This is a genomic window from Streptomyces sp. Ru73 (assembly GCF_002920575.1).
Classification (GTDB): domain Bacteria; phylum Actinomycetota; class Actinomycetes; order Streptomycetales; family Streptomycetaceae; genus Streptomyces.
The window spans coordinates 50070-63140 of sequence record NZ_PQSQ01000012.1 but is presented as its reverse complement, the minus strand read 5'-3'; the positions used below and the strand labels follow the sequence as shown (position 1 = coordinate 63140).

Genomic DNA, 13071 nt, shown 5'->3' with positions numbered 1-13071 from the left:
TGTGTCACAACTCCGTGATAAGGAGAGCGCATGACTGACACCTACGGCTACCGGGCCGATGATTCCCGGTACGACTCCATGGAGTACCGCCGGACCGGCCGGAGCGGACTGAAACTCCCCGCGATCTCCCTCGGCCTGTGGCACAACTTCGGCGACGACCGGACCCTGGAGTCCCAGCGCGCGATCCTGCGGCGCGCCTTCGACCTGGGCATCACCCACTTCGACCTGGCGAACAACTACGGCCCGCCGCCCGGTTCCGCCGAGCTGAACTTCGGGAAGATCTTCGCGCAGGACTTCCGGCGCTACCGGGACGAAATGATCCTTTCCACGAAGGCCGGATATCTGATGCACCCCGGTCCGTACGGAGAATGGGGTTCCCGGAAATACCTGCTCTCGTCGCTGGACGCCTCACTTCGCCGGATGGGCGTCGATTACGTCGACATCTTCTACTCGCACCGATTCGACCCGGACACTCCGCTCGAGGAGACGATGGGCGCACTGGCTTCCGCGGTGCAGCAGGGCAAGGCCCTGTATGTGGGCGTTTCCTCCTACAACTCCGCGCAGACCCGTGAGGCGGCCCGCATTCTGCGGGAAATGGGCGTGCGCGCGCTGATCCACCAGCCCTCGTACAGCATGATCAACCGCTGGACCGAGGAGGACGGGCTGCTGGACACCCTGGAGGCGGCCGGCATGGGCTGCATCTCCTTCGCGCCGCTGGCCCAGGGCATGCTCACTGACAAGTACCTGAACGGCATCCCCGAGGGCTCGCGTGCCTCGCAGGGCAAGTCGCTGGACCCGAACCTGCTCTCCGAGGACGTCGTGCGGCGGCTGCGCGGCCTGAACGAGATCGCCGCGCGCCGCGGCCAGTCCCTCGCCCAGCTCGCGCTGTCCTGGGTGCTGCGGGACGAGCGGATGACCTCGGCGCTGATCGGCGCGAGCAGCGTGGCACAGCTGGAGGCGAACGTCGCCGCGCTCGGCGGCGAGAAGCTCACCGACGCCGAGCTGGCCGAGATCGACGAATTCGCGGTCTCGACGGAGGGCGTGAACATCTGGGCCAAGCGGAGCTGACCCGCGCCGCCCCTCCGGCGGGCGGGGGCCCGGGCCCGCCGGAGGGGCGGAAAAGAAAAGCGGGCCGGTCCGTGGGGGGGGATACGGACCGGCCCGAGGGGGGGTTCCCACCATAACCCCGTACGAGGCGTGGTTCGCGCATCAGCGGCGGTCAGCCCGCGCGTCGCGAAGTTGATCAAGTAGCGGGACAAGGCCGGAAACGGAGTGCGAATACCGCTCATGATCTTGCATTCACCCCCCGTCGACCGCCCCATGCCGGGCCCGGCGCCCCGATTGATCTTGTTCCGGGCGGCGCCGGGTCCCGCGTGCGGAGCGGCCCGCGCCACGTGACACACCTCTCGCCCGGCCCGGTACGGATAGCCCGGAGGAGCGACATCCGTACTGTCACCGACTTGACGGCGGCCCGGCCGGGAACGGTCGTACGGAGAGCACGGCCGTATACGCAGAGGAAAAGGGAAAGCGCTCCGAGTGCGGTGCGGCGCACCCGGAGCGCGAGGCATGACCGGACTTCCCGGTGGTCGTACCTGACTCGCCCGGTTCCTGCATGGACTCTGCCGGTCGTCGAAAGGTCGTTCCGTCTCGGTCCTCGCGGCCCCCAATCGTCACGTCCTCAGGGTCTGCCCTGCCGGGCAGCACCGCGCCGGCGTCCCGCGCGCCAGCTGGTGGCTCGTCACCCCGGACCGCCCCCGCCCCGTCGGGAGCGGATGAGCGGACCGCGTGATGCGCTTCCAGCCGACCGCGTGCGAGCGGTGCGGAAACGACCATAGGGCACATACCCCCCATATGTACTATCTTCCCGGCCAACTTCCCTTCTCGCGCCGCGCAATTACCCCTGTTGCCCCACGGGGCCGCGGCGCCGCCGGGGCCTCACCCGGCGCCGTACGCCCCGAGCAGCAGGCCGAGCAGCGCGCCGAGCGCCATGAACGGGCCGAAGGGCAGCGCGGACTTCCGGCCGGCGCGCCGCACGATGATCATTCCGACGCCGTAGACCGAGCCCAGCAGGAAGCCGGCGAAGGCGCCCAGGAAGAGCACGCCCCAGCCGTACCAGCCGAGCACGACGCCCAGCGTCAGTGCCAGCTTCACGTCCCCGAAGCCCAGCCCGTCGGGCCGGATGAGGAACAGCACGAAGTACCCGGCGGTGAGCGCGGCCCCGCCCAGCAGCGCGCCGGTCCACGAGCCGCGGTGGCCGGGCAGCAGCGCGGCGGCCCCGAGGAGCGCGGCGACGGCCCCGGCGGCCGGCAGCGTCAGCACGTCCGGCAGCCGGTGCACGGCCGCGTCGACCGTCGCCAGCAGCACCGCGACCGGCGCGAGCAGCAGCCACACGGCCAGCTCGGGCCGGGGCCCGGCGGCCGCGGCCAGCAGCGCGCAGGCCACCGCGGTGACGAGCGGCGCGGCGGTACGCGCGGGGCCGTAGGCACGGCAGGGCGCGGGGACCGGCGGGGCCGGCACGGGGACGGTGCCGGGCGTGGCGCCGTCGGCCGCGGCGAGCGCCGCCTCGGCGCCCCGCGGCACGCCCGCGCCGTCCGGACAGCGGGCGAGGCCGAGCCAGCCGCGCGCCGGGCCGGTGATCAGGTGCCCCCGCGGGCACGTCGCACGCCGGTCCTCCTCGGGCTCGACGGCCAGCCGGTACGCGGCGCGCGGCACGAGCAGCCCGGCGGCGGCGCCGTACCCGGCGGCGAGGACGGTCAGGAGCGGATGCACCCCTTGAACCTACGGCCGGAAACCGTCCCGGTCATGGGCCCTGGGACCCAACCCGGGCGACCATGGGCCCCCTCGGCCGCACCGGCCGCACGCGGCGTGCCGCGGCGGTAGCATCCCGGCCCGGCCGGGCGGACCGCGGCGTACGGGAGGGGAGACCGATGGGCAGATGGCACGACGGGCGGGGAAGGCTGCGGATCGCGGCAGCGGTCGGAGACGGCGGCGGGGGCGCGGGCGCGCCCGGGGCCGGGGACGGCGGCGCGGGCGCGCCCGGGGCCGGGGACGGCGGCGCGGGCGCGCCCGGGTCGGTGCCCCTGGAGATCGCGGCGTCCTACCGTGCGCGGACCCGCGGCCTGCTGGGCCGGGACGGCATCGACGGGGCGCTCCTGCTGACGCCGGCGAGCAGCATCCACACGTTCCGCATGCGCTTCGCGATCGACGTCGCGTACCTGGACCGCGAGCTGACCGTGCTCGCCGTCCGCACCATGCGGCCGAACCGGCTGGGCCGCCCCCGGCCGCGCTCCCGGCACGTCCTGGAGGCCGAGGCGGGGGCGATGACCACGTGGGGCCTGCGGCCCGGCACCCGCCTGACGGTCGAGACGTGACGGGTGCCGGGGCCTATCGGCTCTGAGAGCGGCGGGAGCGCCGCGGAGTGAGCGGACGGGCCGCCGTCACCACTTGGCGCGGTCCAGCGGGTACGGCAGCTCCTCCAGCGCGCCGGCCTTGCGGAGCAGGCCGTTGACCGCGAGCACGTGGTCGGCGTCCGGCGCTGTCCCGTCGGGGCGGCCGAGGTCGATGACCAGGCCGCCGTTCTCGGTGACCGACCGGCGCCCGGGCACGTCGTCCGGGACGACCGACCGGCGGCCGCTGGAGAGGTAGACGGCGCGGCCGCAGCGCGGCGTGGAGCTGTCCAGCTCGTACTCCTTCTCCAGCGCGCCCAGGATCTCGTCGTCGGTGATCTCGCCCCAGTCCGCGTCCCAGCACTCCGCGATCGCGGTGAGCACCTCGGGGAGCCGGGTGACCAGCGGCGCGTCGTCGTCGAGGTCGGCCGACCGCACGGTGAGGACCGCGGTCTGCGGGGCGAACTGCGGCGTCCCGCCGGCCCCGACGCTGAGGGTGACGATCGGCCGGCCGGGGCAGGCCGCGACCAGCACGGCGGAGTACCCGATCGTGGCGGCGTCGTCCTGCGGGTTGACGCGCTCCAGGTACGACGCCAGCCATCCGGCGTCGACGTTCTCGGGCAGCTCCTCGGCCTGCCCGACCGCCTCGGCCCGCCAGCCGGCGAAGTCCTCCGGCGCGGTCTTCGCCAGCCGCCTCAGGAGCCGCAGCCAGCGCTCGGCGAGCTGGTCGGGGCTCTCCTGCCGCGGCCCCCAGACACCGCCGACCGTCAGATCCAGTGCCATGTGAGCTCCACTCCGCTGTTCCGTATGTTGCCGTTTGTTGCGTCCGGCACGTACGGCAGCCATCAGGCCGGCGCTCGCCCGGTCCGGATGCACGCTGTCATCCGCCCCCCGGCCGCGTCGAGTCCGGCCTGCTCCTTCTTCACCACCTTCAGGGGATATGTGGTGCGTCTTCACATCGAGGCGCCCGTCACGGACGCCGGTGCCGTTCAGTGCCGCGGCCGGGGCCGCGGTCAGTCGGCCCGCGGGAAGGAGACCTCCACGCGGCGGTTCTTCTCGCGGCCCGCTTCCGTGTCGTTGCTCGCGACGGGCGCGTCCTCGCCGTAACCGCGGATCTCGAACGTGATGGCGCTGCCGCTCAGGTCCTCGTTCAGCTCCCGCTGCACGGCGTTCGCCCGCTCCTTGGACAGCTTCAGGCCGTGCTCGGCGGAGCCGAGGTCGTCCGTGAAGCCCGCCACGGTCACGTGCGTGGCCTGCTGCTTCTCGATCTCGGCGGCGATCTGCCGGATGCGGTCGTTGGCCACGTCCGACAGCTTCGCGCTGTCCTTGCCGAACAGCACCTCGGCCTGCAGCTGGAACTTCACGTCGGAGTTGGAGTCCTCGCGCTGCTCCGTACCGCGCTCGTCACCGACGACGGTCTTGATGTCCAGCACCTTGGGCGCGGCGAGCGTCTTCCCTTCGGGGAGCTTGAGGTCGGGGTCGTTGACGTCCACCTTGCCGATGAAGACGGAAGGGGCCGGCGGTACGTCGTCCCCGAGCGCCGTCGGTGCGGTGCCGATCGTCACCCCCGTCGCCAGCACGGTGGAGAGCAGGAGCGCGGGCGTGCGCTTCCGGTATGCGGTCCTCATCGGTCACGCGTCCGTGAGCGTGAGCGAGGCGGACTGGAAGGTGGGGATCTGCAGGTCGACCTCGGTGGTGCTCTTCGGCGGCGCCGGGAACTGCATGAAGACCCGGTTCTCCGACCGCGGCTTGATGCTGGAGAGGCCGAGCGTCGTCAGCGGCCGGTCCTCGGTGTCCCGCAGGGTGTAGTACCGCTTCTTCTCCGCCTTGTCGATCAGTGAGGCGCCGCCCAGGGAGCCGCCGCCCGCGCCCTTCTGCAGGGCGAGTTCGGGCCCCGTCCAGAAGTCCGTGCCGAAGTACTCGGTGTCGGAGCTGTTCTTGATGACGCCGTTGACGGTGACGAAGCCCCCGGAGTCGCGGGTCGCCGAGGTGACGTCGAGGCTGATGCCGTCCGCTCCCTGCAGCGTGGCGATCACCTTGCTGTCGTCGGGCTTCTCGGGCTGTTCCGGCTCTTTCGGCTGCCGTGCGCGGTCGTCCCCCTGCCCGCTCTCGGAACCCTGACCGGCGACGGTGTTCGCGCTGCGGTTGCCGTCCTCGCCGCAGGCGGACAGCGTGAAGGCGAGTGCCGCCGCGAGGGAGGCGGCGGCCACCGTCCGTCGCGCCCGGGTGATCTGCCACATACTCATGAACTCGTCCTCTACTCGTCTTCGCGCCGTCAGCCACGAGCGGGCTCAGTCGGCAAGCCTTACGGCGAACAGGTCCGCTGCGCGCGGGTATCCGGGGCGCGTGGGATCCGGTTCACCGGGATCGATGGACCACTCCTGGCCGTCGCACGTCAGCTTCAGCTGCCCGGGGCCGGGGTCCTTGTCCTCGTCGTCCGCGCCGGGCGCCGGGCTCGCGTCACCGTCACCGTCCTCACCCGGCTCCTCTTCGGGCAGGGCGCACTTCGGCTCGATGACCGCGGTGGCCCTGGCCTCCGACTGCTCGTGCTCGGTGCCCGGGATGACGGACGCACCCATGCCGCCGGTGGTGCGTACCCGTACGGTGAATCCCTGCCGCTGGTCCTCCAGTTGGCGGCAGCCGGCGCCGGCCACCTCGGCGTCGTTGCGGGCCGCGAAGCTCCCGGCCGCCAGGCACGCCCGGGCCGCGTCGTAGAGCTCGCCCTGAAGGTAGAGCGGCCAGTCGGCGGGCTCGTCGAGGGAGGCGAACAGGCCGTCACGCAACTGCTCGCGGGCGTCCTGGGCAGCGGCGAGCGCCGCCGCGTCGGCCGCGGACTGGGCACCGTTCCGGGACGCAGCGGCCTGGCCCACCGCGAAATAGGCGAAAGCGAGAAAAAGCAGGCCCGCCACCACCGTGATGTAGATGGGGAGGGCCTGCCCGGACTCGTCTAACGCACGGCGCTGCCGCGCCGCGGCACGGTTCAGCCGCCGGTCTTCACACTGCTGATGGCTTCCTTGATCTTCGTTTTGATCGTGGTGCCGATGTCCGTGAACCCCGCGATCGCCGCCATGATCGCCACGACCACCACGATCATGCCGATGTACTCCACCGCGGTCTGCCCCTTGGAGCGCTCCCGGCCGAACATCCGCTGAACGCAGGCGTCCCGCCAGGAACCGATGTGCACCTGGGTGGCGGTCGTGGCCTTCAGCATCCGCTGGTTCATGGTGATGTTCTCCTCCGGGTCCGGCAGGTCCGACGCCGGCCTGCGTGCGAGCTTCCACGCCGACCGTCGTCGCGTCGGCCGCGTCCGCGCGGCCGGTACCGCCGGCGTCCCCGGAAAGGTACGCCGGATCACCCGCACCCGGCATGGGCCCGCAGGCCCAATCCCGGGCCCAAATCCCGGCATGGGCGCCGGGCGCGCGGCGGGCCGGGCGGGCCCTGCCCCGTTCAGCCATGGCTCTGCGTTCCCCCTCGGGCGGTGCCGAGCCAGACGGCGATGGCCTGGCTGCGGCTGGTGGCGGGCAGCTTGGTGAAGATCCGGTTGATGTGGTTCTTCACCGTCTTCTCGCTGATGAAGCACGTGGCGGCGATCTGCGCGTTGGTCATGCCTGCCGCGATCAGTTCCATCACCTCCACCTCGCGATGGCTCAGCCCGAACCGGTCCGTACCGTTTCCCCGCCGGGACCGTGGGGCACGGTCCTCACGGTCCCGCTGTGCGGGGACGACGGGGGTCGCCTGCTGCGGCCCAGTCGCAGACTGTGCCATATCAACTTGCGGTTGCGAAGTGGTTTGCGAGGGTCGCGATGAATTCGAGACCGACTGCACCCCGCAATACTGCTGATTGACGCCGGGCGCCGGGCCATTCTGACTGGAATTGCCATTTGCAGGAGCAGCGCATTCGTCCGGTGCGCCCCGGCGTTGGCCGGAAGGTGAAGCCCCGGCTCCTTGGCCGGTTCCGTACGCCGGGCCCGCGGTGCCGGTTCCGTACGCCGCCGGGCCCGCACTGCCGGTACCCGGTGCGGGCGGCGCCGAACGCACGTGGTCCAGCAGCGCGTTGCTGGCCGTCGCCGTGAAGCGGGCCCGCCCTTCGGTGATGTCCCGTACCGCGGCGGCCAGTTCGTCCGCGGTGAACTCGCCGTGCACCAGATAGCCGCCCGCGCCGAGCCGCAGCGACTCCCGTACGATCTCGCTCTCCCGGCTGTACGTCAGCATCATGACCGGCGCGAGGCGGACCAGGTGCGGCAGGGCCGCGATGCCGTCGACGCCGGGCATGCGGACGTCCAGCAGGACGACGTCGGGGCGGTGCCGCCGGGCCGCCTCGTACGCCTCCCGGCCGTCGGCGGCCTCCGCGACCACCCGGATGTCCGGGCGCCCGGAGAGCAGGACGGTGAGGCCGGCCCGTACGACGGGGTTGTCGTCGGCGACCACCACCCGCAGCGGCGCGGGCGGTTCCGGCGCGGCCCCGCCGGGGAACGGCTCCGCGTCCCCGCCTCTCCCCTCCCCGAAGGGCTCCCCCTCGATGAAGGGATTCGCCTCCGGGAAGGCGAACGGGTCTTCGGCGCCGAAGCCGAAGGGGTCACCGAAGACGAACGGATCGCCGACGAGTGCGAGCGGATCGGTGGCGGGCGCTCCGCCCGGCTCACGGAATTCCGGCATGGCACGGCCTCCTCTCACGGCCTGGCGGGGGGACGGGACGGTTTCTCGGGCACCGGCACGGGCGGTTTCCCTGGCATTGGTACGAAGGGCGGTCCCGGGGGCTTCGGCACCACCGCGGCCAGCGGCAGTTCCACCCGGACCTCGGTGCCCTTCGTGGCGCGGCCGCGGCCGATGCGGATGCGGGCGCCGATGCCGGCCGCCCGTTCCACCATGCCGACCAGGCCGAAGTGGCCGGCCCTGCGCAGGTCCTCCAGGGTCGTACCGGGCGGCAGGCCGCGGCCGTCGTCGTACACGCTGATGCGCAGGCTGCTCTCGACCACGCCGGCCGCGACGTCCAGGCGGCTGGGCGCCGCGTGCCGGCGGGCGTTCTCCATGGCCTCGCCGGCGATGGTGAGCAGCTGGCGGGCGATGGCGTGCGGGACCTGGGGCGCGGGGCCTTCGCCGAGGGGGCGGCAGCGGGCCGGGATGTCCGCGCGGCGGGCGAAGTCGGCGACCTTCGCGGAGAGTTCCCCGACGAGGTCGACGCCGCCGTCCAGGCCGGTCTCGCGCCGCAGGTCGGAGAGGAGTTCGCGGGACTCGGCCGCGGCCCGGCGGGCTGCGCGGGAGACCAGCTCGGCCTGGCGCTTGACGGTCGCCGGGTCCGTCCGGTCGGCGGAGGCGGCCAGGCCGTCGGCGGCCAGCGCCAGGCCGTGCAGGGTCTTGGCGACCGAGTCGTGCATCTCGCGCGCGAGGCGGGCGCGTTCGGACTCCACGGCCTCGTGGACGGCGAGCCGCGAGCGGGTCTCGGTGAGCGCCTCCCCGGCGGCGCCGAACCGCAGCATCAGGTTGCGCAGGGTGACACCGACCGCGCCGGCCAGGACGCAGACGCCGGGCAGGAAGGTCGAGCCGGCGAGCGTGACGTCGAGGTCGGCGTCGCCCACGTACGCCAGCAGCACGATGCAGACGGTGAGGGAGGCGAAGACGCCCGCGCCGCGCCAGCCGTAGGCCAGTCCGGCCAGCAACGGCGTGCAGATCGTGACGTAGCTGAGCGGGCTGGCGGGCGAGGCCGTGAAGAGCAGGAGCGCGCCGAAGGCAGCGTCCAGCGCGAGCAGGAGGGGGTGGCGCAGCAGCAGGGGGCCGAACCGCTCCCAGTCGCGGAAGAGCAGGTAGGAGGCCATGAAGGTGAACAGGACGGCGGAGCAGATCAGCACGGTCGGCCAGCCGCGCTTGGTGCCGAGGATGGCGAACGGCGCGGCGAGCGCGATCATCGCGAGCCGGAAGCCGAACACCTGCCGGCACAGCGCCTGGAGGGCACTTATCTGGAGCCGGAGGGTGGGTTCCTCGGGCGGCACCGCGGTGGCCTCCGGGCCGTGCGGCAGCGGTCCGCCCGCGGTGATGGACGCGGCGCTCCCCCGCCGGAAGGCCACCCGCCGACGGTCCTGCCGCGCCGCGCCGCGCCTCATTCCAGCAGCCCCGAGCCCAGGAACATGCCGGCGCCGATGAGCAGGATGGTGGCCGGGACCATGACCATGGTGATCGTGGTGGTGGCCTTCGGCACCGCCCTGGCCGCCTTGCGACGGGCGTTCTGGGCGTCCGTGCGGCGCATGTCGTTGGCGATGGCGATGAGCGTGTCGACGATCGGCGCGCCCAGCTCCTCGCCCTGCTGCAGGGCGGTGACGAACATGGCGACCTGCTCGGAGTCGTTGCGCCGGCGCAGCTCCTCGAACGCCTGGCGGCGGCTGACGCCCATGTCCATCTGGCGCAGGGTGATGCGCAGCTCGTCGGACCAGGGGCCCTGGTACTTCTCGGCGGTGCGGTCCAGGGCCTGGCGGAAGCCGAGCCCCGCGGAGACCACGACGGCGAGGACGTCGAGGAAGTCGGGGAGGGTGCGCTCGATGGCCTCCTTGCGCTGCCGGATGGCGGACCAGAGGGAGACCTCCACCCAGAAGGCGCCGAACGCGATCATCAGCAGCGCGAGCACCGGCTGCCCGTTGGCGGCCATCGCGAGGGCGCCGAGCGCGCCGGTGACGCCGTAGACGAAGCGGCGGGCCGCGTAGCGGTCGACGGTGAGGCCGCCGGGGTTGCCGGCCATGTCGATCCGCTTGCGCAGCCGGTCGACGCGCTTGGGGCCCATCAGCCGCAGCACCGCCGGCGCGTACCGCATGCCGAGCCGGTCGATGAGCGAGTGCGCGGCGCCGGTGCGGGAGGAGCCGACCTCCAGCGCGACGGCGAGGTCGCCGGGGAGCCTGGCCTCGGAGCGGTACAGCCGCCAGCCGTACACGGCGCCGAGGACGGCGAGGCCGAGGAGGAGGGCGAGGAGGAGTGCCATGGTGCGGCCTCTCAGACGTCGATCTTGCCGAGCCGGCGGACGAGGAAGAAGCCCAGCGCGTACAGGGCGAGCGCGACGAGGATCGCGCCCTGGCCCAGCACGCTGCCGGTGATCTTGTCCAGTGCGCCGGGCCAGATGTTGTTCATGACCAGCAGCGCGCCCAGGCCCATCAGCGGGACGATGTAGCCGGTGGCGGTGACCTGCGACAGCTGGGTACGGACCTCGCGGCGGGTCTCCTTGCGCTCCTCCAGCGTCTCGGTGAGGTTGCGCAGCGAGCTGACGACGGTGCCGCCGGCCCGGTTGGACAGCACCAGCGTGGTGACCAGGACGACCAGTTCGCGGGAGGGCAGCCGCTCGGCGAGCGCGCCGAGCGCGTCCTCCACGGAGTGCCCGATGGCGAGCTGGTCGGCGACCTTGCCCAGCTCCTCGCCGGCCGGTGCCTCCAGCTCCTCGGCGGCCATCGCGAGGGCGGTACGGAGCGCCAGGCCGGCCTGGGTGGCGTTGGCGAGGACCCGGGAGAGCTCGGGGAGCTGGTTGATGAACCGCTCGGTGCGCTTCTGCCGCTGCCAGTTGAGGTACGCGAACGCGCCCCACAGGCCCGCGGCGCCCGCGATCGGCCCGAAGAACGGCGCGAGCAGCGCGGTGGCCAGCAGCCACAGTCCGAGGACGGCGGCGACCATGGCGACGAAGAACGCGCCGGGCGTGACGTCCAGCCCGGTGGCCGCGAGCCGGATCTCCAGCCGCTTGCCGAACCGGGTGCGGCGGAGCCTGCGGTCCAGGCCGTGGAAGGCGCGGCGGCGGGCCGGCGCGCGGACCTGCCCCGCCCGGTCGAGCCGCTCGACCAGCGCGGCGTGCTGCGCCCGGCCCGAGGCGACGGCGTGGACGCCGAGGACGGCGAGCAGGCAGCACAGCAGCGTGGCGCCGATCGTCAGGAGCGCGAGGTTGTCCATGGTGGCGGGGGCTTCCTCCGGAAGGGGGACGGGGACGGGCGGAGAGGTCAGGCGGGGTACTCGCCGGGGCGTGCGACGAGCTGGCCGGCGTCGGCGGCGACGCCGAAGGCGGCCGGTATCGGTTCGTTCTTCAGGTAGAGGCGTTCGGCGACCCGGCGGGGCAGCGGGTAGTACTCGAACGCGCCGTGCACCCGGCCGTCGGCGCCGATCGGCTGCGGCACGAACCGGGCGACCGAGACGATCCGGTAGTCCTCGCGGCCGCGTGAGTCCACGATCGCGATCTCGCTGATCTTGCGGGTGCCGTCGGCGTGCCGGGTGAGCTGGACGAGCACGTCCAGCGCGCTGTTGATCTGATCCTTGATGGCCACGAACGGGATCTCGACCTCGGACATGGACGCCAGGGTCTGCAGCCGCATCAGCGCGTCCTCGGCGCTGTTGGCGTGCACGGTGGCCAGCGAGCCGTCGTGGCCGGTGGACATCGCCTGGAGCATGTCCAGGGTCTCGCCGCCGCGCACCTCGCCGACGATGATCCGGTCGGGGCGCATCCGCAGGGAGTTGCGCACCAGGTCGCGGATGGTGATCCGGCCCTTGCCCTCGACGTTGGCGGGGCGGGCCTCCAGCGTGATGACGTGCGTCTGCTGGAGCTGGAGCTCGGCGGAGTCCTCGATGGTGATGATGCGCTCGCCCTCGGGGATCAGCCCGGAGAGCGCGTTGAGCAGCGTGGTCTTGCCGGAGCCGGTCGCGCCGGAGACGACGATGTTGAACTTCGCCCGGACCAGGCCCGCCAGCAGCATCAGCATGTGCTCGTCGAGCGAGCCGAGGCCGATCATCTCCTGGAGGGTGTAGGAGCGGGGGAAGCGGCGGATGGTGAGCGCGGCGCCGGACAGCGCGAGCGGCGGGATGATGACGTTGACCCGCTCGCCGGAGGGCAGCCGCGCGTCGACCATCGGATTGGTCTCGTCCACCCGCCGGTTGACGGTGGAGACGATCCGCTCGATGGTCTGCATCAGCTGCTCGTTGGAGGCGAAGCGGAGCGGCAGCAGCTCGACCTTGCCGGCCCGCTCGACGAAGATCTGGTCGGGTCCGTTGACCATGATCTCGGTGATCGAGGGGTCCTCCAGGAGCGGTTCGAGGATGCCCAGGCCGAGCGCCTCGTCGACGACGCGGCGGATGAGCATGGCCCGCTCGTGGGTGGAGAGCACCGGGCCCTCGCGGCTGATGATGTGGCCCAGTACGCGCTCCAGCCGGGCCCGCCGCTCGGCGGCGGCCAGCGAGGACATCTCCGCGAGGTCGATCTCCTCCAGCAGCTTGCCGCGGTAGACGGCGACGAGGTGGTTCTCCTCCTGCTGCCCGTTGGGGGCCTCGGGAGCGTTGATGCGCGCTCTCAGGCTCATGGTGCCGACTCCTTCGTACGCGGCATGGTCACGGTCTTCGAGGTGGCGCCGAGGTCCACGAACGGGATGATCGAGGGGATCGGCACCCGCGCGGTGACGGTCACCCCGTCCGGCCCGGCCCGTTCCGTGAAGGCGGCCCCGTCGGCGATCCAGCCGCTCATCGCGGCCTTCCCCGCCTCGGCGTAACCGATCTCCGGCTCGTCCAGCCCCGCGGTGCGGGCCGCGGCCCGCGCGCCCGTGCCGGTCTGCTGGATCGCGTACGCGGCGATGCCGAACTGGACCAGGGCCAGGCCGACCAGGATCAGGACCGGCAGCATGCCGATGAACTCCACGACCGTCTGTCCCCGGTCGCCCCGCCGTCCGGTGCGCACGCCCAT

General features: G+C 72.7%; 14 protein-coding genes. 2 read left to right on the top strand and 12 right to left on the bottom strand.

What is annotated here, in order from left to right; genetic code table 11:
- Window positions 1–30: 30 nt before the first annotated feature.
- Complete coding sequence (mgrA, locus tag C3486_RS08310) at window positions 31–1068, top strand: L-glyceraldehyde 3-phosphate reductase (RefSeq protein WP_103831933.1); 1038 nt, start codon at window positions 31–33, stop codon at window positions 1066–1068.
- 867 nt (window positions 1069–1935) lie between these two features.
- Here mgrA and C3486_RS08305 read toward each other — a convergent pair.
- Window positions 1936–2769, bottom strand: a complete 834-nt coding sequence (locus tag C3486_RS08305; protein ID WP_103831932.1) for an A24 family peptidase — start codon at window positions 2767–2769, stop codon at window positions 1936–1938.
- Window positions 2770–2927: 158 nt separating this feature from the next.
- Between C3486_RS08305 and C3486_RS08300 the strand changes: the two genes are divergently transcribed.
- The gene (locus C3486_RS08300; RefSeq protein ID WP_103831931.1) at window positions 2928–3371 is read left to right on the top strand and encodes a DUF192 domain-containing protein; all 444 of its coding nucleotides are present in this window, start codon (window positions 2928–2930) and stop codon (window positions 3369–3371) included.
- A 66-nt stretch (window positions 3372–3437) separates the two neighbouring features.
- Here C3486_RS08300 and C3486_RS08295 read toward each other — a convergent pair whose 3' ends face one another.
- From C3486_RS08295 to C3486_RS08245, 11 genes are all read right to left on the bottom strand, one after another.
- Window positions 3438–4169 (bottom strand): Imm52 family immunity protein, encoded by a 732-nt coding sequence (locus tag C3486_RS08295; RefSeq protein WP_103831930.1) that lies wholly within the window; start codon window positions 4167–4169, stop codon window positions 3438–3440.
- Between the two features lie 230 nt (window positions 4170–4399).
- Window positions 4400–5014, bottom strand: coding sequence for an OmpA family protein (locus C3486_RS08290; RefSeq protein WP_103831929.1), 615 nt, complete (start codon window positions 5012–5014; stop codon window positions 4400–4402).
- A gap of 3 nt (window positions 5015–5017) precedes the next feature.
- Window positions 5018–5632 carry a hypothetical protein gene (locus C3486_RS08285; protein ID WP_146074975.1) on the bottom strand — a complete coding sequence of 205 codons (615 nt, stop codon included), beginning with the start codon at window positions 5630–5632 and terminating at the stop codon, window positions 5018–5020.
- Between the two features lie 45 nt (window positions 5633–5677).
- Entirely contained in the window at window positions 5678–6370 is a 693-nt protein-coding gene (locus C3486_RS08280) for a pilus assembly protein TadG-related protein (RefSeq protein ID WP_103831983.1), read from the bottom strand.
- On the bottom strand, window positions 6367–6609 hold the full coding sequence (locus C3486_RS08275) for a Flp family type IVb pilin (protein ID WP_103831982.1): 243 nt from the start codon (window positions 6607–6609) through the stop codon (window positions 6367–6369). The genes C3486_RS08280 and C3486_RS08275 overlap by 4 nt, the downstream gene beginning before the upstream one ends.
- 224 nt (window positions 6610–6833) lie before the next feature.
- Window positions 6834–8042 carry a response regulator transcription factor gene (locus tag C3486_RS08270; RefSeq protein WP_258052661.1) on the bottom strand — a complete coding sequence of 403 codons (1209 nt, stop codon included), beginning with the start codon at window positions 8040–8042 and terminating at the stop codon, window positions 6834–6836.
- A 14-nt stretch (window positions 8043–8056) separates the two neighbouring features.
- Window positions 8057–9448, bottom strand: a complete 1392-nt coding sequence (locus C3486_RS08265) for a sensor histidine kinase (protein ID WP_258052660.1) — start codon at window positions 9446–9448, stop codon at window positions 8057–8059.
- Between the two features lie 32 nt (window positions 9449–9480).
- Window positions 9481–10350, bottom strand: coding sequence for a DUF5936 domain-containing protein (locus C3486_RS08260; RefSeq protein WP_103831926.1), 870 nt, complete (start codon window positions 10348–10350; stop codon window positions 9481–9483).
- Window positions 10351–10361: 11 nt separating this feature from the next.
- Entirely contained in the window at window positions 10362–11300 is a 939-nt protein-coding gene (locus tag C3486_RS08255; RefSeq protein WP_103831925.1) for a type II secretion system F family protein, read from the bottom strand.
- Window positions 11301–11347: 47 nt separating this feature from the next.
- Window positions 11348–12694 carry a CpaF family protein gene (locus C3486_RS08250; protein ID WP_103831924.1) on the bottom strand — a complete coding sequence of 449 codons (1347 nt, stop codon included), beginning with the start codon at window positions 12692–12694 and terminating at the stop codon, window positions 11348–11350.
- Window positions 12691–13071 carry a TadE family protein gene (locus tag C3486_RS08245; RefSeq protein ID WP_103831923.1) on the bottom strand — a complete coding sequence of 127 codons (381 nt, stop codon included), beginning with the start codon at window positions 13069–13071 and terminating at the stop codon, window positions 12691–12693. Before C3486_RS08245 ends, C3486_RS08250 begins: the two co-directional genes overlap by 4 nt.